The 20,953-nt window shown below is 60.3% G+C and carries 20 protein-coding genes, 1 tRNA gene and 1 pseudogene; 15 read left to right on the top strand and 7 right to left on the bottom strand.

What is annotated here, in order from left to right; genetic code table 11:
* On the top strand, window positions 1–561 hold a 561-nt coding region (locus I5L03_RS11510; RefSeq protein WP_325100187.1), incomplete at its 5' end, for an AAA-type ATPase lid domain-containing protein.
* A gap of 144 nt (window positions 562–705) precedes the next feature.
* Here I5L03_RS11510 and I5L03_RS11505 read toward each other — a convergent pair.
* Entirely contained in the window at window positions 706–1,227 is a 522-nt protein-coding gene (locus I5L03_RS11505; protein ID WP_234035232.1) for a hypothetical protein, read from the bottom strand.
* Between the two features lie 129 nt (window positions 1,228–1,356).
* On the opposite strand from I5L03_RS11505, the gene rimP reads away from it, so the two are divergent.
* The 7 genes from rimP to I5L03_RS11470 all read left to right on the top strand — a co-directional run bounded on the left by rimP (window position 1,357) and on the right by I5L03_RS11470 (window position 8,558).
* Complete coding sequence (gene rimP, locus I5L03_RS11500) at window positions 1,357–1,911, top strand: ribosome maturation protein RimP (RefSeq protein WP_197922565.1); 555 nt, start codon at window positions 1,357–1,359, stop codon at window positions 1,909–1,911.
* A 3-nt stretch (window positions 1,912–1,914) separates the two neighbouring features.
* Entirely contained in the window at window positions 1,915–3,585 is a 1,671-nt protein-coding gene (nusA, locus tag I5L03_RS11495) for a transcription termination factor NusA (RefSeq protein ID WP_197921944.1), read from the top strand.
* Entirely contained in the window at window positions 3,566–4,294 is a 729-nt protein-coding gene (locus I5L03_RS11490) for a DUF448 domain-containing protein (protein WP_197921943.1), read from the top strand. Before nusA ends, I5L03_RS11490 begins: the two co-directional genes overlap by 20 nt.
* A gap of 24 nt (window positions 4,295–4,318) precedes the next feature.
* Window positions 4,319–6,805 (top strand): translation initiation factor IF-2, encoded by a 2,487-nt coding sequence (infB, locus tag I5L03_RS11485; protein ID WP_197921942.1) that lies wholly within the window; start codon window positions 4,319–4,321, stop codon window positions 6,803–6,805.
* Window positions 6,806–6,939: 134 nt separating this feature from the next.
* Window positions 6,940–7,362: a PaaI family thioesterase gene (locus I5L03_RS11480; protein ID WP_197921941.1), complete on the top strand. Its 423-nt coding sequence runs from the start codon at window positions 6,940–6,942 to the stop codon at window positions 7,360–7,362.
* 124 nt (window positions 7,363–7,486) lie between these two features.
* Entirely contained in the window at window positions 7,487–7,879 is a 393-nt protein-coding gene (gene rbfA / locus I5L03_RS11475; protein WP_197921940.1) for a 30S ribosome-binding factor RbfA, read from the top strand.
* Between the two features lie 97 nt (window positions 7,880–7,976).
* A complete protein-coding gene (locus I5L03_RS11470) occupies window positions 7,977–8,558 on the top strand; it encodes a thymidine kinase (RefSeq protein WP_197922564.1) in 582 nt (193 codons plus the stop codon).
* A gap of 102 nt (window positions 8,559–8,660) precedes the next feature.
* Here the strand turns inward: I5L03_RS11470 and I5L03_RS11465 are convergent, their stop codons facing one another.
* The 3 genes and pseudogenes from I5L03_RS11465 to I5L03_RS11455 all read right to left on the bottom strand — a co-directional run bounded on the left by I5L03_RS11465 (window position 8,661) and on the right by I5L03_RS11455 (window position 12,418).
* Entirely contained in the window at window positions 8,661–9,152 is a 492-nt protein-coding gene (locus tag I5L03_RS11465) for a flavodoxin family protein (protein WP_197921939.1), read from the bottom strand.
* Window positions 9,149–10,729, bottom strand: a complete 1,581-nt coding sequence (locus I5L03_RS11460) for an AbgT family transporter (protein ID WP_197921938.1) — start codon at window positions 10,727–10,729, stop codon at window positions 9,149–9,151. Before I5L03_RS11460 ends, I5L03_RS11465 begins: the two co-directional genes overlap by 4 nt.
* A 30-nt stretch (window positions 10,730–10,759) precedes the next feature.
* Window positions 10,760–12,418, bottom strand: a pseudogene (locus tag I5L03_RS11455) (AbgT family transporter).
* Between the two features lie 101 nt (window positions 12,419–12,519).
* On the opposite strand from I5L03_RS11455, the gene I5L03_RS11450 reads away from it, so the two are divergent.
* From I5L03_RS11450 to I5L03_RS11430, 5 genes are all read left to right on the top strand, one after another.
* Window positions 12,520–13,206 carry a site-2 protease family protein gene (locus I5L03_RS11450; RefSeq protein ID WP_197921937.1) on the top strand — a complete coding sequence of 229 codons (687 nt, stop codon included), beginning with the start codon at window positions 12,520–12,522 and terminating at the stop codon, window positions 13,204–13,206.
* A complete protein-coding gene (truB, locus tag I5L03_RS11445) occupies window positions 13,199–14,179 on the top strand; it encodes a tRNA pseudouridine(55) synthase TruB (protein ID WP_197921936.1) in 981 nt (326 codons plus the stop codon). The genes I5L03_RS11450 and truB overlap by 8 nt, the downstream gene beginning before the upstream one ends.
* A 26-nt stretch (window positions 14,180–14,205) precedes the next feature.
* Window positions 14,206–14,475, top strand: coding sequence for a 30S ribosomal protein S15 (gene rpsO / locus I5L03_RS11440; protein WP_197921935.1), 270 nt, complete (start codon window positions 14,206–14,208; stop codon window positions 14,473–14,475).
* Window positions 14,476–14,648: 173 nt separating this feature from the next.
* Window positions 14,649–16,940, top strand: a complete 2,292-nt coding sequence (gene pnp, locus I5L03_RS11435; protein ID WP_197921934.1) for a polyribonucleotide nucleotidyltransferase — start codon at window positions 14,649–14,651, stop codon at window positions 16,938–16,940.
* A 69-nt stretch (window positions 16,941–17,009) separates the two neighbouring features.
* Window positions 17,010–17,693: a spermidine synthase family protein gene (locus I5L03_RS11430; RefSeq protein ID WP_197921933.1), complete on the top strand. Its 684-nt coding sequence runs from the start codon at window positions 17,010–17,012 to the stop codon at window positions 17,691–17,693.
* Window position 17,694: 1 nt separating this feature from the next.
* Here I5L03_RS11430 and I5L03_RS11425 read toward each other — a convergent pair whose 3' ends face one another.
* Both I5L03_RS11425 and I5L03_RS11420 read right to left on the bottom strand, forming a co-directional pair.
* On the bottom strand, window positions 17,695–18,213 hold the full coding sequence (locus I5L03_RS11425; RefSeq protein WP_197921932.1) for a DUF1993 family protein: 519 nt from the start codon (window positions 18,211–18,213) through the stop codon (window positions 17,695–17,697).
* Between the two features lie 197 nt (window positions 18,214–18,410).
* A complete protein-coding gene (locus I5L03_RS11420; protein ID WP_197921931.1) occupies window positions 18,411–19,085 on the bottom strand; it encodes a GcrA family cell cycle regulator in 675 nt (224 codons plus the stop codon).
* 85 nt (window positions 19,086–19,170) lie between these two features.
* On the opposite strand from I5L03_RS11420, the gene I5L03_RS11415 reads away from it, so the two are divergent.
* On the top strand, window positions 19,171–20,034 hold the full coding sequence (locus tag I5L03_RS11415) for an ABC transporter permease (protein WP_197921930.1): 864 nt from the start codon (window positions 19,171–19,173) through the stop codon (window positions 20,032–20,034).
* On the opposite strand, the gene hspQ is transcribed toward I5L03_RS11415, so the two are convergent.
* Complete coding sequence (hspQ, locus tag I5L03_RS11410; RefSeq protein WP_197921929.1) at window positions 20,031–20,411, bottom strand: heat shock protein HspQ; 381 nt, start codon at window positions 20,409–20,411, stop codon at window positions 20,031–20,033. The genes I5L03_RS11415 and hspQ overlap by 4 nt on opposite strands.
* 169 nt (window positions 20,412–20,580) lie before the next feature.
* Here hspQ and I5L03_RS11405 point away from each other — a divergent pair.
* Window positions 20,581–20,670: transfer RNA gene (locus I5L03_RS11405), tRNA-Ser, on the top strand.
* Window positions 20,671–20,953 lie beyond the last annotated feature (283 nt).

The raw sequence follows: 20,953 nt of genomic DNA, 5'->3' as shown, positions 1-20,953 counted from the left end.
ACCTTCCGCGCCGACCTGCTCGACCGGCTGAGTTTTGAAGTGATCACTCTTCCGCCGCTCCGCGTGCGTGAGGGCGATATCGGAATGCTCGGCGATTACTTCGGGCGGCGGATGGCAGCAGAATTGAGTTGGGAGCAATGGCCCGGCTTTGCCGACCATGTGGCAGAGGCGATGGAGAACCACACCTGGCCCGGTAATGTGCGTGAACTCCGCAATGTCGTCGAGCGTGCGGTCTATCGCTGGGACAATTGGGAGCAGCCCATTGGTGAATGCGTGTTCGACCCGTTTGAAAGCCCTTGGAAGCCGCTCAGCATGTCTTCGGCTCCTGTCAGCAACGGCGTGCAAAAACCGGGTGAGGCCGCGCCAGCAGCGTCTGAAAAGCCCCGTTTCGACAATGTCGACGATCTGCGCGCGGCAGTCGATGCTCATGAACGCTCCATCCTGGAGCATGCACTTGGCGCGAACCGCTGGAACCAGCGCCAGACTGCCAAATCGCTCGGCCTCAGCTACGATCAGCTACGCCACGCCATCAAGAAACACGGGCTTGCCGACAGCGATTGAGGTGTACCGCTTCTGCGACGAGCCGCTAGTCTTTGCACCGGTGCGTCACATGATCGAGAGTCGTGACAATTTGCAAACCCTCGGTCGCGCGTTTGCTGGGAGAACCGGTTAACTATCTCCAGCCATCAGTTCGGTGCGGACGGTTCATTCGTCCCTGCGGTGGCAATAGAATTTGTCGGGGCCAATGATCAGAGTGACTTCGTCCCTCGGTGCCAGGGGCTCTATCCAGAGATCGGGCATGCCATCGCGCACCGCGATCACGGGGCTGTCCGCCATAAAGAAAGCTTCCACAAAACCGATCGCATGATCGTGCGCGAGCACGTCACCCTCGCCGAGCAGATCCATATTGCCGCTCCACGCCTGCACATCGAGGCCGTCGGGTCTTTCGCTGGCGGGTCGCTCTGTGAAAGTGCAATTGTCGGAGCTGGTGGGGGTGAGCTGTTGCAGCCAGGATCCTCTGTCCGGAGTGGGGTCCGTGCGTTTGGCAAAAGGCTTGAGTCCGTCTTCGGGTAGCCAGTTTGTCGGCACATCCTCTTCGAGTCTTTCATTCGGGGCGGGCGGTGTGATGGCACCTTCTATCGGCTCTGCCGGCGCGGGTCGTGCAGGCTCATCCTCACAGGCGGAAAGGGAAGCCACCAGCAGTATTCCCAGCATTGATATTCGCATATTGCTTTCCTTACGCCTCTCACCTACATAGCCCCCATCCCGACATCGTCGTGACTTTGAAGGGGCTGGCGCCTGAAGGGGCCGGCACCAAACCGCTTTGGCATGAATTGCCACAAAACTGGAGACCCGATGGCCGATATCGCGCGCCTTACAGAAGTGATCGAACCCGAAGCAAAGGCTTTGGGCTTTGAACTCGTGCGCGTGAAGATGACCGGTTCGGGCGAAGAGCGCGCGCTGCAGATCATGGCGGAGGATCCGGCAACGGGCCAGCTGCTGGTGGAACAGTGCATGCACCTCTCGCGCCGCGTGTCCGACCAGATCGATGCAATCGAAGAGGGCGGCGAAGTGCTGGTTGAAGGCGCTTACAATCTGGAAGTAAGCAGCCCCGGCATCGATCGCCCGCTGACGCGCCGCAAGGATTTTGCCGATTGGGCAGGGCATGAGGCGAAAATCGCACTCAGCGAGAAAGTTCACGGCCACCGCAAGTTGCGCGGAGAGCTGGTGGGTATCGAAGGCGATACCGTCACCATCGCGGACAAGCAGGCTGGCGAGGTTGCCATTCCGTTCAACACCATTCACTCGGCACAGCTTGTTTTCACAGACAAGCTGATGGCCGCAACACAACCGCTCGACATGACAGGTGTCGAGGACGTAGAAGAAACAGACGAAGAAGAGGCTCAGTAAGAGATGGCCAGTCCGATTTCCGCCAATAAGGCAGAACTGCTTGCAATCGCCACCGCGGTTGCTTCGGAAAAGATGATCGAGAAGAGCATCGTTATCGAAGCTCTCGAAGAAGCGATCCAGAAGTCCGCGCGCTCGCGTTTCGGGCAGGAAAACGATATCCGCGCAAAGCTCGACCCGCAGACCGGCGATCTTCGCCTGTGGCGCGTTGTAGAAGTGGTCGAGGAAGTCGACGATTACTTCAAACAGGTCGATCTGGAGCAGGCGCAGAAGCTTGAGCCCGGCAGCAGCGTGGGTGACTTCATCGTCGATCCGCTGCCCGCCATGGACGATCTCGGCCGTATCGACGCGCAGAGCGCGAAGCAGGTGATCTTCCAGAAAGTCCGCGATGCAGAGCGCGAGCGCCAATTCGAAGAATTCAAGGACCGCGCCGGCGAAGTCATCACCGGTGTGATCAAATCGGTCGAATTCGGCCATGTGATCGTCAATCTCGGCCGTGCCGAAGGTGTGATCCGCCGCGACCAGCAGATCCCGCGCGAAGCCGCGCGTGTCGGCGAGCGCGTTCGTGCGCTGATCAGCAAGGTTGAACGCAACAATCGCGGCCCGCAGATTTTTCTCAGCCGCGCTCACCCTGATTTCATGCGCAAGCTGTTCGCGCAGGAAGTGCCCGAAATTTACGACGGCATTATCGAGATCAAGGCCGCCGCCCGCGATCCGGGCAGCCGCGCCAAGATCGGCGTGATCAGCCATGATTCCAGCATCGACCCGGTCGGCGCTTGCGTTGGCATGAAGGGTAGCCGCGTTCAGGCCGTCGTGCAGGAATTGCAGGGCGAAAAGATCGACATTATTCCGTGGTCGGAAGACACTGCCACTTTCGTCGTCAACGCACTCCAGCCCGCCACCGTGGCGCGCGTGGTGCTGGACGAGGAAGAGGGCCGCATCGAAGTTGTCGTTCCTGACGATCAGCTGTCGCTCGCCATCGGTCGCCGTGGCCAGAACGTGCGTCTCGCCAGCCAGCTGACCGGTCACCAGATCGACATCATGACCGAGGAAGAAGCGTCCGAGAAGCGTTCGAAGGAATTCGCCGAGCGTTCGAAGATGTTCGAAGAAGAGCTCGACGTCGACGAAACGCTGTCGCAGCTGCTTGTGGCTGAAGGCTTTGTGGAGCTCGAAGAAGTCGCCTATGTCGAACTGGCCGAACTCGCCAGCATCGAGGGCTTTGACGAAGAGCTCGCCGAAGAGCTGCAGAGCCGCGCGAAGGAAGCGCTTGAGCGTCAGGAAGAGGCCCACCGTGCTGCCCGCCGTGAACTCGGTGTGGAAGACGATCTGGCCGATCTGCCGCACCTGACTGAAGAAATGCTGGTCGTGCTCGGCAAGGCGGGGATCAAGGATCTCGACGATCTGGCCGATCTTGCCACTGACGAGCTGATTGCGAAGAAGCGCGAAGCACCGCGTCGTCGCAACAATGATGGTCCGCCCATGCGTCGTCCGCAGCGCACTGAAGACAAGGGCGGCGTGCTCGGCACCTTCGGCCTGTCTGAAGAGCAGGGCAATGAAATCATCATGGCTGCGCGCGCCCACTGGTTCGAGGACGAAGAGGTAGCTGACACTGCTGCCGATACTTCGGACTCCGAGGCCCAAGCAGAGGAGGCCGCCGATGCGGAATCCTCAACATGACACATTAGGTTCGCCTAAAACCGAGACCGGCGCTTCCCCTGAAAAGGGGAGCGAGCGCCGTTGCGTGCTGACCGGGCAGACCGGATCGCGCGATGCCTTTCTGCGTCTCGCGATCAGCCCGGATGGTCACGTGCTGCCCGATGCGCTGGCAAAGGCGCCGGGACGCGGCGCATGGATCGGAGTTTCCCGCGCCGAGCTGGAGGAGGCGATTTCCGCCGGCAGACTGAAAGGTGCATTGTCGCGCGCGTTTAAATCAGGCGACTTCACAGTGCCTGAAAACCTGGGCGCTCAGATGCAGTCTGCGCTGGAAAAGGCTTTCCTACAAAGGCTTGGCCTCGAAATGCGCAGCGGACGCCTTATCTTGGGGTCTGACCGGATCCGCGATGATGCCCGCATGGGCAAGGTTGCGGCGCTGTTTCACGCCCGCGATGCGAGCGAAGACGGCTGCAAGAAACTGGATCAGGCTTACCGCGTTGGCCTGGATGCAGAAGGTTCGGGGGTGACAGGCACGCGTCTGCCACTGGACCGGGAGGCATTGTCTGTGGCATTGGGCCGCGAGAATGTCGTCCACATGGCGCTTGCCGACACCAGATCGGCAGAGCGGGTCGCCATCCCGCTCGGGCGTTTGCAGACCTTTTTGGTGGCCGCGCCTGCGGCCGGGACTAGCGACGGTGCGGGGGTTATGACCGGCGCCGACGCACACGAATGATTTTTGAAGGATAAGTACGAGCACATGAGCGAAGAAAACGACACCCCGAAGCGCACCCGCAAGCCGCTTGGCCTGAAGCGTTCGGTCGATAATGGAGAGGTCAAGCAGACCTTCAGCCACGGCCGCACGAACAAGGTTGCGGTCGAGGTGAAGCGTCGCCGCAAGCTCGTGAAGCCCGGTGAAGCGCCGCCGCCGCCGCCTCCCCCACCGCCTCCACCTCCGCCGCCTCCTGCGGCCAAGAAGGCTGAGCCTAAGAAGCCTGCCGCACCTGCTGGCGAAACGCCGCAGGAAAAGGTGAAGCGTCTCCAGCGCGAAGCTGAAGAAGAGCGGCTCGCGCGCCAGGCCGAAGATCGCAAGCGTGAGGAACGCGAAGCGCGCGAGCGTGAAGAAGAGGAAAAGAAGCGGAAGCAAGAAAACCGCAAGGCCGAGGAAGAAGCCAAGGCCGCCGCTGAAGCTGACCAGGCCGCAGACGAAGCGCCTACCGATGCCCCCGCAGATGACGGCAAGAAAGCGCCTGCCGCACGCAAATTCACGCCTGTCGCCCGTCCGGAGCCGAAGCGCCCCGAGAAGAAGCGCGAAGAAAAGCCCAAGCGTGGCGGTGCTGGTGGCGGCGCGAGCGACAAGCGTCGCTCCGGCAAGCTCACTGTCAACAAGGCACTAAACGAGGACGAGGGTCGCCGTGCCCGCTCGCTCGCCGCACTCAAGCGTGCGCGGGAGAAGGAACGTCGCGCTCAGGGCGGCGGCTCCAGCCAGCCGCGTGAGAAGCAGGTCCGCGATGTCGTGGTGCCTGAAGCGATCACCGTGGGTGAGCTCGCCAAGCGTATGGGCGAGAAGGGCGCCGACCTGGTGAAGGAGCTCTTCAATCTGGACATGATGGTCACTGTCAACCAGACGATCGACCAAGATACAGCCGAGTTGCTGGTCGAGCAGTTCGGTCACAATATCCAGAAGGTCTCCGAAGCCGATGTCGACATCGCAGCCGAAGAGGATGTCGATCCGGAAGAAACGCTCAAAGGCCGTCCGCCGGTCGTTGCCGTCATGGGCCACGTCGATCATGGCAAGACCAGTCTGCTCGATGCACTGCGCAAGACCAATGTCACGCGTGGTGAAGCAGGCGGCATCACCCAGCACATCGGTGCCTATCAGGTTGTCACGAAAGACAAGCAGACGATTACTTTCCTCGACACACCGGGCCACGCCGCTTTCACCGAGATGCGGCAGCGCGGTGCTAATGTGACCGATATCGTGATCCTGGTGGTTGCGGCTGATGACGGCATCATGCCGCAGACGATTGAGGCGATTAATCACGCGAAGGCAGCCAATGTCCCGCTGATCGTCGCGATCAACAAGATCGACAAGCCGGAAGCTGACGCGAACAACGTGCGCACCCGCCTTCTTGAACATGAAGTGATCGTGGAAGAGATGTCGGGCGACGTTCTCGATGCAGAAGTCTCTGCCAAGACCGGCAAGGGTCTCGACGAGTTGCTCGAAAAGATCGCGCTGCAGGCCGAATTGCTTGAGCTGAAGGCGCGCCCCGATCGCGATGCCGATGCGACCGTGGTCGAAGCGCAGCTGGACAAGGGCCGCGGCCCTGTTGCCACCGTGCTCGTCAACCGCGGCACGCTGAAGCGCGGCGATACTTTTGTCGTCGGCACCGAAAGCGGCCGTGTGCGTGCGCTGGTCAATGATCAGGGCAAGCAGATCAAGGAAGCTGGCCCGTCCATGCCGGTCGAAGTCCTCGGCCTTGGCGGCGTGCCGTCAGCCGGTGACAGGCTGACCGTGGTCGAAAATGAGCAGCGCGCCCGCGAAGTTGCCCAGTATCGCCAGGAAAAGGCGACCGAGAAGCGCACCGCTCTGGCCCCGACCAGCTTCGATACGATGTTCAACTCCGCCAAGGTCATCGAATGGCCGGTGGTGGTGAAGGCAGATGTCCAGGGCTCGGTCGAGGCGATCACCTCGGCACTGCACAATCTCTCGAATGACGACATCAAGGTCCGCGTCCTGCACGCAGGCGTTGGTGCGATCACCGAAAGCGACGTGCAGCTTGCGGCCGGCTCCAAGGCTCCTATCGTTGGCTTCAACGTCCGCCCGAACGCGAAAGCGCGTGAGCTGATCAAGCGTGACGGCGTGCGGATGATGTATCACGATGTGATCTATCACCTGACCGACGAAATCACGAAGGAACTGCTCGGTGAACTCGGCCCGCTCAAGGTCGAAAACGTCATCGGCCGTGCAGAGGTCAAAGAAGTCTTCAAGTCGGGCAAGCGCGACAAGGCTGCTGGTCTGCTGGTGGAAGAAGGCGTCATTCGCAAGGGCGTGCACGCACGTCTCACACGCGAAGATGTCATCGTGTCGGCAACGACCATCGCCAGCCTGCGCCGCTTCAAGGACGATGTGGACGAAGTCCGCGCCGGTCTCGAATGCGGTGTGGTCCTCGAAGACACCAACGACATTCAGCCGGGCGACCAGCTCGAGGTGTTCGAGGTGAAGGAAGAAGAGCGGACGCTTTGACCTGAATTCCCCTCCCGCCTGCGGGAGGGGTAGGGGTGGGCATGGGCCCGCAAGGGCCCACCCCGCTGCGACTACGCCAGCAAGCTGGCAAGTCTCACTGCCCCTCCCGCGAGCGGGAGGGGATTGGAGTTTAAATGACCGAAACACCCCCGATCCCCCAATGGCCCTCGGCCAAACTCTTGGGCGCTGAATTCGTCTCGATGGATGAGGATACCCTCACCGTCGAGATGGCATTCACACCGCCTGAGGGCTTCGCCAATATGCGTGGCTCCGTGCAGGGCGGATTACTCGCCGGCCCGATGGACGAGGCGATGGGGGCTGCGGTTTTCCTTGGCACCAAGGGCAAGCTGCAACTCACGCTCGATATCAATCTGTCGCTGCTGCGTCCTGTTCCAATGGAGCGGATGACGGTGAAGGCGCGCGCGGTGAAAGCCGGGCGGCGCGTCACCTATGTCGAGAGCGAGCTGTTCGATGTGAACGGCAAGCTCTGCGCCCGTGCGACGGCAACGACGATGACGACCGAATGGCCGGGTCAGGAGAAGGGACCGGACGCGTAATGGCTTACGAGGTTGATCCAAAAAGTAGGCTGAAAGCGCTGTCAATCATGTTGGGATTTGTCCTTGCAACGCCTTTCCTTGCGTTCGCCTTGTTCTTACTGATGTTTCCAAGCGGAACATCCTGATGGCCCGCCACTACGCTCCCGAAGACCAATCCGTCCGCCTGCTGAAAGTGGGTGAACGCGTTCGTCATATCCTTTCCGAACTGCTCGCACGCGGCGAAGCGCATGATGAGACATTGCGCGCGCACAATATCGCCGTCACCGAAGTGCGCATGTCGGCCGACCTGCGCAATGCCAAGGTGTATGTGAAACCGCTGCTGGGTGAGGACGAGGACGTGGTCATCAAAGCATTGCGCACCAACACCGCCTTTTTCCAGCGCGAAGTCGCCCAGCGCCTAGGGCTGAAATTCGCGCCCAAGCTGCAATTCCGCGCCGACGAAAGCTTCGATGAAGCGAGCAGGATCGACCAGCTGCTGGACGATCCCAAAGTCCGCCGCGATCTCGACGACGAGTAAATTTTCCCATGTCATCCCAGCGAAAGCTGGGATCTGTTCGCAACTCCGCGCCAGGGGTTGAGCGATTCCAGCTTTCGCTGGAATGACGGTAGCCACCATGGCCAAGCTCTATTTCTACTACGCCAGCATGAACGCGGGCAAATCGACCACGCTGCTGCAGGCGGACTTCAACTATCGCGAGCGGGGCATGAACACCATGCTGTGGACCGCGGCCATCGATACGCGCGCCGATGCCGCGATTGCGAGCCGGATCGGGCTGGAAGCGGATGCACATCGCTACACGCCCGGCACCAATCTGTACCGCGAAGTCACGGCGCAGCATGCGCAAGGCAAGCTCGCTTGCGTGCTGGTGGATGAGGCGCAATTCCTTACCGCCGTGCAGGTGTGGCAACTGGCGCGGCTTGCCGATGAAGTTGGCATCCCGGTGCTCTGCTATGGTCTGCGCACCGATTTTCGCGGGGACCTGTTCCCCGGCTCGGCAGTGCTCCTCGGCGTGGCGGATTCGCTCGTTGAGCTGAAGGCCGTGTGCCATTGCGGCAGGAAGGCGACCATGAACCTGCGCGTTACTGCAAGCGGCGATGCTGTGGGGGAAGGCCAGCAGACCGAGATCGGCGGTAACGAGCGGTATGTTGCGCTTTGCCGGAAGCATTTTGCCGAGCAATTGGAGATGTATCGGTGACCATTACGTCGGCCCGAACTTGATCCGGGCCAAGGCTAAGTGTGGTGCGCCGTACCTGAGAAGAAGGAAGCCCGGGCCCGGATCAAGTCCGGGCCGACGATTTCAAAAAACGCCCATCTCCAGTCCCGCAGCCAGCGTCGCGCCGAGCTCACCAGCTTGCGCCAGCTCCGCCTCCTCAATCTCCTTCTCCTCGAGAATCTCTTCCTTCGTTTGCGCATGCACATTGACGATCTGCGTGTCCGCCACGCGCTTCAGCCGCCAGCCTCTCGCAATCCGCTCCAGCTGTGTTTTCGCGTTTTCACCATCCGACCCGGCGCAAATCAGCGCAGCGTAAGGCCGACCTTCGATCTCTCCGAGTACATCGTAAAAGGTCCGATCAAAGAACGCTTTCATCACGCCCGCTATCGCCGCGAGGTTTTCCGGGCAGGCGAAAACGTAGCCATCAGCCGATAGCAAGTCCTCTGACTGCGCATCCTCGGCTTTGACGAAGCGAACATCGACGCCGCCTGCCTCCACAGCCCCATCGCGCGCGGCTTCTGCAAGCTGGCGCGATCCGCCAGTCCAGCTGTACCAGACGATCAGGAGCGTCTTCACTCCGCCACCGGCAGGCTATCGAGGAACACGCTCACGCCCGGACCCAGCGGCAGGTCGAGCACTACCCAGGTCACCGTAATTGCAAGACCCGCAGCGATGATCCCGAAGAAATACGGCATCATAAGCGCGGTCAGGCTGCCGAGGCCGAACTCCCTGACCCAGCGTTGGCAGAAGATCAGGACCAAGGGGAAATACACCATCAGCGGGGTGATGATATTGGTCGCGCTGTCACCCACGCGGTAAGCCGCAGTGGTCATCTCGGGCGATACGCCGACCAGCATCAGCATTGGCACCAGCACTGGGGCCATCACGCTCCACTTGGCGCTGGCGGAGCCGATCAGCAGGTTGAGCATTGCGCCGAACAGCACGATGGCGACCAGCATTGCCCACATCGGCAATCCGCTGGCTTTCAGCGCATCAGCCCCGGTCACCGCGAGCACGATGCCCATGTTGGACCAAGCGAACATCACCACGAAATGCGCGGCGACGAAGGTGAGCACGAGGTAATAGGCCATGTCCTTCATCGCCTCACTCATCATCGCGATCAGGTCTCGGTGATCGCCTATCGTGCCCGCCGCGCGGCCATAGGCATATCCCGGCAGTAGGAAGACGAGCAGGAAGAAGGGCAGCAGGCTCTCGTAGAACGGTGTCATGCGCCCCTGCGGTGGCGCTTCGGGATCGATCAGCGGCTGGATCGGGCCTAAAGTCAGGAACGCCCACAGCGCGATCAGGGCGAGGAAGACGAGACCCGCATTTCGCAGGCCGCGCTTCTGCTTGGCCGTGACAGCGCCATCGACATCTTCCTCCGGCGCTTCACGCGCCTGCGACTGATCGTAGCGGCCAAGCCGTGGCTCGATCACCCGGTCGGTCACGAACCAGATCACCGGCAGATAGGCAAACGTCATCGCGGCGATGAAATACCAGTTCCCCGCGATATTGACGGTATACTCGCCGAACACGGTCTGCACTGCGGCCTCTGTGATGCCGAGCAGCAGCGCATCGAGCTGGCCTGGGAACAAATTCGCGCTGAAGGCTCCTGATACGCTGGCGAAGCTCACTCCGATGCCCACGAGCGGATGGCGACCCGCGGCGTGATAGATAATGCCTGCCAGCGGGATCATGACGACGAATGCCGCGTCTGCCGCGTGGTTTGCCATCATGCAGGCTAAAGCAACCGAAGGCGTCAGCCAGAAGCGCGAGGCGCGCGCGACACTTGCTTTCATGGCGGTGGCGAACAGGCCGGATCTTTCGGCCACGCCCGCGCCCAGCATCACCGTCAACACCATGCCGAGCGGCGGGAAGTGTGTGAACGTCTCGGGCACCAGCGTGAACAGCCGCCGCAAGTTCGCTTCGGACAACAGGCTTTCGACCGTGACGATTCGATTGGTGCCGGTCTCGGGATCGATCTCTCCCGGATGCGCCGCGCTCCAGCCCACAAGACTGGCGACCATGGAAAGCGCGATCAGGATAAGAATGAACCAGACGAACAGCAGCACCGGATCGGGCAGACGATTTCCGGTCCGCTCGATCCAGCCGAGAAAGCCCGTTTGTCCGGTCGCTGTCGCTGCTGTGCTCATCCCACCCCCTATCGTCTGAGCTGCGAGCTATTACTGCGTCGCTATCGGACCTGCCGCAGCGGCCTCCAGCGTGTAGCCCACCGGCGCGTCAGGCCCCAGCGGGATGCCGAGGTAGAACCACGCGACGATCAGGATCACGCCGGAAATCAGCAGCCAGATCGAATAGGGCACCATCATCGCCGTCAGGCTGCCGAGCCCGAAATCTTTCTGCCAACGCTGCGCGAAGACGAGGATCAGCGGGAAGTACACCATCAGCGGCGTGATGATGTTGGTCGCTGAATCGCCAACGCGGTATGCAGCGGTCGCGCCTTCCGGACTGATTCCCAGCAGCATGAGCATCGGCACGAGGATCGGAGCGAGCAATGCCCACTTGGCTGATGCCGAGCCCACGAACAGGTTCAGCAGGGCAGAAAACAACACCATCAGCCCCAGCACCAGTGGCAGGGGCAGTCCGGTGCTCTCGATCCCGGCTGCACCGTGCACAGCAGTGATGAGACCGAGGTTGGACCAGCCGAACATCGCCACGAAATGCGCGGCGGCGAAAGCAAGGACGAGGTAATAACCCATGTCTTTCATGCTTTCCGCCATCATCTCGACCAGGTCGCGATGGTTTGTGATCGTGCCGGTGGCGCGGCCATAGGCCCAGCCGGTCAGCAGGAAGAGCAGGAAGAATGCCGCAACGAGGCTGCGATACAGCGGACCAAGCTCGGTGTGGATCGAGCAGTCGGACACAGCGGCACCGGTTTCGGTGAGGCAGGCGCTCTCATCGATGAGCGGCGTACCCGGCGCGAAAGTCATCAGCAGCCAGAGTGCGACGACGCCTAGCGCGGCAAGACCTGCGGCTTTAAGGCCTTTGGACGCGCGGTCTCCATCATGCTCGGTCGGGTCGGGGCTGGTTCCTGCGCTGTCCATTCCGGCCTGCGCGCCGCCTGTCCAGGCACCAAGGCGTGGCTCGATGATCTTGTCTGTGACGTACCAGATGATTGGCAGGTAGATTAGCGTCATCACGCTGATGAAATACTAGTTGCCTGCGATATTGGCGGTCCAGCTGGGATCAAGCGCACTGGCGGCTACCGCTTCCTCGGTAATGCCGAACAGCAATGCGTCGAGCTGGCCCGGGGAGATGTTCGCAGAGAAGCCTCCCGACACACCGGCAAATGCCGCAGCGATACCGGCGAGCGGGTGACGACCGGCAGCGGCGAACAGGATACCAGCGAGCGGGATCAGCACGACGTACCCTGCGTCCGCCGCGTGGTTGCCCAGCATCGCGACCAGAGCGACAACCGGCGTCAGGAGCGCGGTCGGCGCAGCTTTCACCGCTTTGGACATGCCAGCGGCGAAAAAGCCCGAACGCTCGGCAACGCCTGCGCCCAGCATCACGACCAGCACGTAACCGAGCGGATGGAAGTGGGTGAAAGTCGTCGGCATTTCTACCCACAGACGCTGAATATTCTCAGGACTGAGAAGGCTCACCGCATTGATCTGCAGCGCGCCGCCGGTCTCACCATCAACTTCGGTAGGATGGAACGCTGAGACGCCCGCCATGGCGCAGATGACCGAGATCGCCACCAACGCAATGATCAGGTAGAAAAAGATGAATACCGGATCGGGTAATCTGTTACCCGTCCGCTCGATCCAGCCAAGAATGCCTTTCTGCGTATCGCTGGCTGTCGCGGTTGCTGTAGTCATGCTTGAAAATCCTGTCCCCGGAATCTGTTCTTGTGCGCGGCCTAACACGGGAAATGCGCAAGGTCTTTACCCTTCGCAGCGCATTCCCCATCTAGGTCGCAATGACCGATACCCTTCTTCTCGCAGCGATCCTGATCCCTTGCTTAATAATCGCCATCGTTTTTCATGAAGTCGCCCACGGCTGGACGGCGCTGATGTTGGGCGATCCGACGGCGAAAGAGCAGAAACGGCTAAGCCTCAACCCCATCCGCCACGTCGATCCGATTGGTACATTGCTCGTGCCCGGAGGTTTGGCGCTTGCAGGTTTGCCGGTTTTCGGCTGGGCCAAGCCGGTGCCTGTGCTGAAGCAGCGTCTCAACAATCCGCGGTTCGGCATGATGGCGGTTGCTGCTGCCGGGCCGGGTACGAATTTCATCCTTGCCGCAATCGGCGCGATAGCTCTGGGTGTGCTCGCCCCGATGCTTGCGGTGGATAGCGGAGGCGAGCCGCACATCCTTATCACCGGGCTCTTCTACTTCATCTCGATCAATATCTTCCTCGCGCTATTTAATCTGCTGCCCATTCCGCCGTTCGACGGCAGCCACATTATCGAAGGCCTGCTGCCACCCTCGGCAGCGCGCGCGTATGAAAAGATCAGGCCGCTCGGTTTTCCGTTGCTTTTCATCCTGCTGGTCGCGGTGCCCTATGTTTTTCCCGAAGCGGGCATTGTCGAGAATGTTGTCCTGCCGCCGGTCGATTGGGCAATGCAGCGATATCTAAGCCTTGCGGAGTTGATCGCCGGTGAGTGACCTTGCGCAACCCCATGGCTGGCTCATCCTCGACAAGCCGCGCGGGCTCGGCTCGACGCAGGCGGTGGGTGCGGTGAAGCGGAATTTGCGCGAAGGCGGCTATCCAAAGACAAAGGTGGGGCATGGCGGCACGCTGGATCCGCTGGCGGAAGGGGTGCTGCCGATTGCTCTTGGCGAGGCGACCAAGCTTTCGGGCCGGATGCTCGATAGTGACAAGACGTATGAGTTCACCATCCAGTTCGGCGAAGAGACCGATACGCTCGACACCGAGGGGGAGGTCATTGCCACCTCGGATCGCCGCCCCCCGCTCGCTGCCATCGCGGCGATTTGCGAGCACTTCACCGGAGAAATCGAGCAGATCCCGCCCAAATACTCGGCGCTCAAGGTGGACGGAAAGCGCGCCTACGATCTGGCGAGGGCGGGGGAGGACGTGGAGCTGGAAACGCGGCGTGTCATGATCCACTCGCTTGAATTTCTCGGGCCTGATCTTAGTCAGGAGGGCGTATCGCCTTTTGACACTACTCTCGGCCGCCCAGACCCCTACGATCCGCAGGCACCACTCGAACTGGCGGATAGCGTTACGCTCGTGGTGCAGGTTTCAAAGGGCACATACATCCGCTCGCTTGCACGGGATATCGCACGCGCCCTTGGAACAGTGGGACACGTTACCTATCTTCGTCGAACGAAGGCTGGCCCTTTCACTGAAGATCAGGCGATTTCGCTGGACAATCTCAACGAAATCGGCAAGGGCGCGCCCATCAAGGACCACCTCCTGTCACTGGAGGCGGGGCTGGACGGTATCCCGGCTCTCGCTCTCGATCAGAACAGTGCGCAGGCGGCCAGACAAGGCCGGGTCGTTTCTGATCTGCCCCACCCCGACGGGCTCTACTTTGCCAAGCTGGAGGAAACTCCGGTGGCATTGGTGGAACTTGACGGGGGCATGATGAAAGTCGTGCGGGGGTTCAATTTTTAAAAGGATGCCGCAGAAGGTAGAAAGACATGTCGGTAAGTGCCGAAAAGAAGACCGAGATTATCAAGGACAACGCCGTAGGCAAGGGCGACACCGGTTCTCCGGAAGTACAGGTTGCCATCCTGACCGAGCGTATCCGCAACCTCACCGATCACTTCAAGGATCACCACAAGGACAACCATTCGCGTCGTGGTCTGCTGAAGATGGTCAACAAGCGTCGCAGCCTGCTGGCCTATCTCAAGCGCAAGGATTTGGAGCGGTACAACGCCCTGATCCAGAAGCTGGGTCTTCGTAAATAAGAGTTTCGTGGAAGGCGACTCCTCGGGGTCGCCTTTCTCGCATTTGGCATCCTTCACAATCCGGTGAGGGGGCCTTGAGGCCAATCTGGGCCTCGCACCGGACCGGGCCGGACTACCCGGACAATGTAGGCCCTGTGGACGCAATGTGGCGCCATGGGTTCAGAAGGATAAATATGTTCGACAAGAAAACCGTATCGATTGAATGGGGCGGAAAAACCCTCACTCTCGAAACCGGTCAGATCGCCCGTCAGGCAGACGGCGCCGTTCTGGCTACCTATGGCGAAACCGTGGTGCTGTGCGCCGTGACCGCCGCCAAGAGCGTCAAGGAAGGGCAGGACTTCTTCCCGCTGACCGTTCACTATCAAGAAAAATTCTCCGCTGCGGGCCGTATCCCGGGCGGCTTCTTCAAGCGCGAAGGCCGCGCGACGGAGAAGGAAACGCTGACTTCCCGTCTGATCGACCGCCCCGTGCGTCCGCTCTTTCCGGAAGGCTTCTACAACGAAATCAACGTGATTTGTCAGGTTCTCAGCTATGATGGCGAGACTGAGCCGGATATCGTTGCGATGATCGCAGCATCGGCTGCTCTCACCATTTCGGGCGTACCTTTCATGGGCCCGATCGGCGCTGCACGCGTCGGCTTCCGTAATGGCGAATACGAACTCAACCCCAGCCTGCAGACCGCACTCGACGAAGAAGGTCGCCTCGACCTCGTCGTTGCCGCAACGCAGGACGCGGTGATGATGGTGGAATCCGAAGCCAAGGAGCTGACCGAAGACGAGATGCTCGGCGCAGTGGCATTCGCTCATGACGAAGCTCGCAAGATTGTCGGTGCGATCATCGATCTGGCTGAACAGGCTGCCAAGACCCCTTGGGAGCTCGATCCGGTCGAAGACAAGACCGCCAAGATGGACAAGCTGCGTAGCGCAATCGGTGCCGATCTTGAGGCAGCCTACAAGCTGACCAACAAGTCGGAACGTCAGGATGCGGTGAACGCAGCCCGCGAAAAGGCACGCGAAGCGTTTGCCGATCTGCAGGAAAGCGATCCTGCCGAATATCTCGGCACGCTGAAGCTTGTGAAGAAGCTGGAAAGCGAAATCGTTCGTGGCTCGATCCTCAAGGACGGAACCCGCATCGACGGTCGTAAGCTTGACGAAGTTCGCCCGATCGAAGCCATGGTCGGCATGCTGCCGCGTACGCACGGTTCGGCGCTGTTCACCCGCGGTGAAACGCAGGCGATCTGCACCACCACACTGGGTACCAAAGATGCCGAGCAGATGATCGATGGTCTGGAGGGTCTCTCCTACAACCATTTCATGCTGCACTATAACTTCCCGCCGTACTCGGTTGGCGAAGTGGGCCGCTTCGGTTTCACCGGTCGTCGTGAGCAGGGCCACGGCAAGCTCGCATGGCGCGCGCTGAACCCTGTCCTGCCTACGCATGAGGACTTCCCGTACACGATCCGCGTTCTGTCCGACATCACCGAGTCTAACGGCTCGAGCTCGATGGCGACTGTTTGCGGTGGCTGTCTGTCGATGATGGATGCCGGTGTTCCGATCGAACGCCCGGTTTCCGGCATCGCGATGGGCCTGATCCTTGAAGGCGAAGACTTCGCTGTCCTGTCCGACATTCTGGGTGACGAAGATCACCTGGGAGACATGGACTTCAAGGTTGCCGGCTCGGAAAACGGCATCACCACCATGCAGATGGACATCAAGGTTGCCGGCATTACGCAGGAAATCATGTCCAAAGCTCTCGAGCAGGCGAAGGCCGGTCGCACGCACATTCTTGGCGAGATGGCCAAGGCACTGGGTTCGGCACGCACGGGTGTGTCCAAGCACGCTCCGCGTATCGAAACGATGCAGATCGACAAGTCGAAGATCCGTGATGTCATCGGCACGGGCGGCAAGGTCATCCGTGAAATCGTTGCGGAAACCGGCGCCAAGGTCGACATCGACGATGAAGGCGTGATCAAGATTTCATCTTCCAACTCTGATGAGATCGAGGCTGCAAAGGCCTGGATCGAGGGCATTGTGGAAGAAGCCGAAGTCGGCAAGATCTACAACGGTAAGGTCGTCAACATCGTGGACTTCGGTGCATTCGTGAATTTTATGGGCGGCAAGGACGGTCTCGTCCACGTGTCCGAAATGAAGAACGAGCGCGTCGAGAAGGTGACCGACGTCGTTTCCGAAGGGGACGAAGTGAAGGTCAAGGTTCTCGAGATCGACGGTCGCGGCAAAGTCCGCCTGTCGATGCGCGTTGTCGATCAGGAAACCGGCGAAGAGCTGGAAGACACCCGCCCACCGCGCGAGCCGCGTGGTGACAAGGGTGGCCGTGGCGGCGGTGATCGCCGTGGTCCGCGTGGTGGCCGTGATCGCAAGAACGATCGTGGTGGCCGTCGCGGCGGTGGCGACAACAATAAGGGCGGCGGTGACGATCACATGCCAGCCTTCCTGAAGGACGACTAAGTCTTTCCATTAGGCTATGAAGAAAGGGCCGCGAGCGATCGCGGCCCTTTCCTTTTGGGAGATCATTGAATGCTGCCACGCGAAGAAATCGCCACTGCCAAAATTCCCGGCGGAGACACGCTGACGCTCATCAGCCATGGGCGCGACCATATCATCATGCTCGGGCGGGACGAGCTGATGGGTACGCGCATGCAATATAGTGAGGAGCAGCTTGCGCGCCTTACGCTTGAACGGTTGGGGACACCTAAGCCGCGCGTGCTGATCGGTGGCTATGGAATGGGCTTCACCTATCGCGCGGCGCTGGAAAAACTGCCCGAGGGTGGCAGCGTGACTGTCGCCGAAGTCGTCCCCGAAATCCTGGAATGGGCGGAGGGGCCGCTAGCGCATCTGACAGCAGAGAGCCTGAAAGACCCGCGCGGAGAGATCGTGCTCGCCGATGTCGCGGCGCTGGTTGACGATGCGGTAGACGGAACCACGCCGCGCTATGACGCAATCCTGATGGATGTCGATAATGGTCCCGATGGCATCGTGCGCGATGGCAATGAACGGCTTTACACCCGCACCGGCATAGCCCGCATGCGCGATGCGTTGAACATCGGCGGCCTCATTGCGATCTGGTCAGCTGCGCCCGACCACAAATTCACCGGCCGACTGAAAGATGCAGGGCTGAAAGTGGACGTAAGGACTGTGCGAGCCCGGCCGAACAATAAGGGTCCGCATCACACGATCTGGTTTGCCCAGCGGGTGCGCTGACTCAATCGCGCATCATGCGGATTTGACCGAGATAATCGCTCTTGCCGATCTTCACGCCCTTCATCCGCAGGATCGCATAGGCGGTTGTCGCATGGAAAAAGAAATTGGGTTGGCTGAAGCTCAGCAGGAAATCCTCTGATTTGAACGGCAAATCGATCCCCCGCTGCTTGAAGACGAAATGCGTTTTCCCGCCGATAAAGCTATCCAACTCTCCCTTTGAGAGCGCGCGCAGCGAGTTTTCTGCCGCGCCAAGATTGAGGCGCATCTTTTCGAGTTCCATAGCCGGCTCGCTCAAATCAGGCGAGAATTGTCCTGCCCGCACGCCTTCGACTGCGCCGAGTGAGTGAGCGATCATGCATTTCACCTGCTCCGCAAATGGCCACATATCGTCCTGCAGACGAGCCGATGCGATTTCTTCCTCAGCCATGTCGCTGGACTTGGCTGCCTCGATCCAATCCTGACCGGCATTCAGCATCTGGATCATCGTGGGAATGACAGCTTCATAGAGCGATAATGCCATTGGATAGTTCCTTATCTCGACAAAAATGCCACCCAGACGCGCACGCTGGCAGGCTCAAGCGCATCAATCAAGCGTGGGAGACTACGAGCCCGCCAATCTCGTTGATAGAGCCGCAAAGCCGTCTTCAGCCGTACAAAAAGGCCCGCCACTCAGTTCGAGTGACGAGCCTTCGGTTGTCTGGTCTGGTCTTGGCCGGGTCAGCGGACGCGCGGACCGCCAAAAGGCAGGGGAGGCGGAGGACGGCGCGCACCGCGGGGCAGCTGTGCCTGATAGGCGCGTCCGCAATGCTCCACACAGTAGGGGAAGCCGGGGTTCACCTTTTCACCGCAGAAATGGAAATCGGGCTCGCCCGGATGCCCCATCGGCCAGCGGCACACACGATCATTCAGATCGAGCAGGCTGGTCTTGTCGGCGATATCGGGACTGGGCTTTGCCGGCACCAGGCGGCGGGGCGGAGCAGGGGGGATCGGCGCCTGCTGATCACCTGGCCCCTGACGTAGAAAGCCGCCGGGTCCGTAAGACACGATCTTGGGCAGATCTTCCTGCTTGTTTGGCAGAGGCTGGCTTGGGTTCGTAGTGCTCGCCGCAGGCTTGGGCTCCGGCTTTGCGGCAGGCTTCGGCGCCGCTTTCGCAGGAGCAGCCTTTTTCGCTGCCGGCTTTGGCGCAGGCGCTGCTACCTTCTTCTTGGGCGCAGGCTTCTTCTTCGCCTTGGCTTTCACCGGGCTCGGGCGTGCTTTCAGGCCCAGCCGGTGCGCCTTGCCGATCACGGCATTGCGCGAGACACCGCCAAGCTCTTCGGCAATCTGGCTTGCCGTGGAGCCGCCTTCCCACATCTTGGTGAGGGTGGCGATGCGTTCTTCAGTCCAACTCATGCAATCGTCTTCCAGTCTTCAATGATGCACGCGCGGTGCATCGAAATTCTTGCCAGTCCGTTCCAGCCCAGATAGGCGCGCCCCTATGGCAGAGCAAGCACAGCAAAGCATTGAGGTGAGCAATACACGCGATTTCCCGCCGAAAGGGGAGCCGCAGATCACCAATTTCAACCGGATCGGCCTGTGGTCTCTCTATATTAAGGAGATACGGCGCTTTCTCAAGGTGCAGACACAGACTGTCTGGGCTCCTGCCGTTACAACGCTGCTGTTTCTTGTCATATTCACGGTCGCCTTGGGCCGCGATGGACGCGAGGTGTTGGGCGTGTCTTTCGGCACTTTCGTTGCGCCGGGCCTCATAATGATGGGCATGATGCAGAACGCTTTTGCCAATTCCAGCTTCAGCCTGCTTGCCGGAAAGATGCAGGGGACGATTATCGACCTGCTGATGCCGCCGCTGTCCAATGCCGAATTGATGTTGGGCATTGTTGCCGCCGCTATCACCCGCGCGGTGATGGTGGGCGGAGCGGTCGCGCTCGCCATGTGGCTATACCCGGGCGTCGAATTGCAGGTTGCGCATTGGTGGGCGGTGATCTGGTTCGGCCTGATGGGCGCAACCATGCTCGCGATCTTCGGCTTTCTCGCCAGCATTTGGGCGGAGAAATTCGATCACAATGCAGCAATCACCAATTTCATTGTGGCCCCGCTCAGCCTGCTGTCAGGGACGTTCTATGTCATCTCGAACCTCGCGCCATTTTTCCAGGCGATCAGCCGGGCAAACCCATTCTTCTATATGATTTCGGGCTTCCGCTACGGCTTCCTGGGTGAAAGCGATATCGGGAATACCGACGAAGCGCTTCTGGGCGCGGCGGTAGGCGTAGGGGCACTGAATATCGTGCTGGGCTTCCTCACCTACCAGGTGCTTAAAAGCGGCTGGAAAATTAAGTCTTAGTGCGTGAGCGAACGGCGCAGCACATATTTACCGCCGCGGAATTCTTCGAACAGCTGGCTCACCTGCGGGTGTTCGATCGGCTCGTCATCGGTGTCGATCAGCAAATTCTGCTGGCTGACATAGGCGACGTATGAGCTTTCCTCATTCTCGGCGAGCAGGTGGTAGAATGGCTGGTCCCGGCGGGGGCGCTGGCCTTCGGGGATCTGCTCATACCATTCCTCCGAATTGGCATAGACCGGATCGATATCGAAGATAACGCCGCGAAAATCGAAATTGCGGTGTTTCACCACGTCGCCGATTGCAAAGCGGGCGCGGGACCGGAGCGGAGCCTCAATCGGCTGTCCAGCCTGAGATAGGGAAATATCCGAGCGAGCCATGTGCCAAATATAGGTGCCTTCGCAGATGCAACAAGTCATGCGAAGGTCCAATCACCGGATTTCATGGATCCAGCGGCAAACAGGGTCTTGGCAAGCGCGCGTAGCTAGGCTAACCGCGCGCTTTCCGTTCGACCCCGGCCCGTCAGGGCTCGCAAAAACGGTCCCTCGCGGAGAGGTGGCAGAGTGGTCGAATGCGCTGCACTCGAAATGCAGTATGCGGGCAACCGTATCGAGGGTTCGAATCCCTCCCTCTCCGCCACCACTTAAGTTTTTTATATGGAATGATAAAAGGGGTCCGCGAAAGCCTGCAGAACTGCGCCATTTCGTGACTATTTCGGTGCCGCGGAGAACACCAATTCGGCATCATTTGGGGCCAATTGGGAGACTTTCTCTCCTAGCCTTTTCGGCAGTACGGGCTGTCCCCCGTCAGCACCTATGGCACAACTCGCGGCGTAGATCAGCGGAGTGTGGGCCTCGTCTCGGATTGATGTTTAGGCGGCGAGCTTGCGGTGTTGCAAGCGCCGATGTTCGAGTGTCTTTCG

Origin of the sequence: Aurantiacibacter sediminis (assembly GCF_016019885.1) — a bacterium.
Classification (GTDB): Bacteria; Pseudomonadota; Alphaproteobacteria; order Sphingomonadales; family Sphingomonadaceae; genus Alteraurantiacibacter; species Alteraurantiacibacter sediminis.
This window is presented reverse-complemented; position numbering and strand designations above follow the sequence as displayed.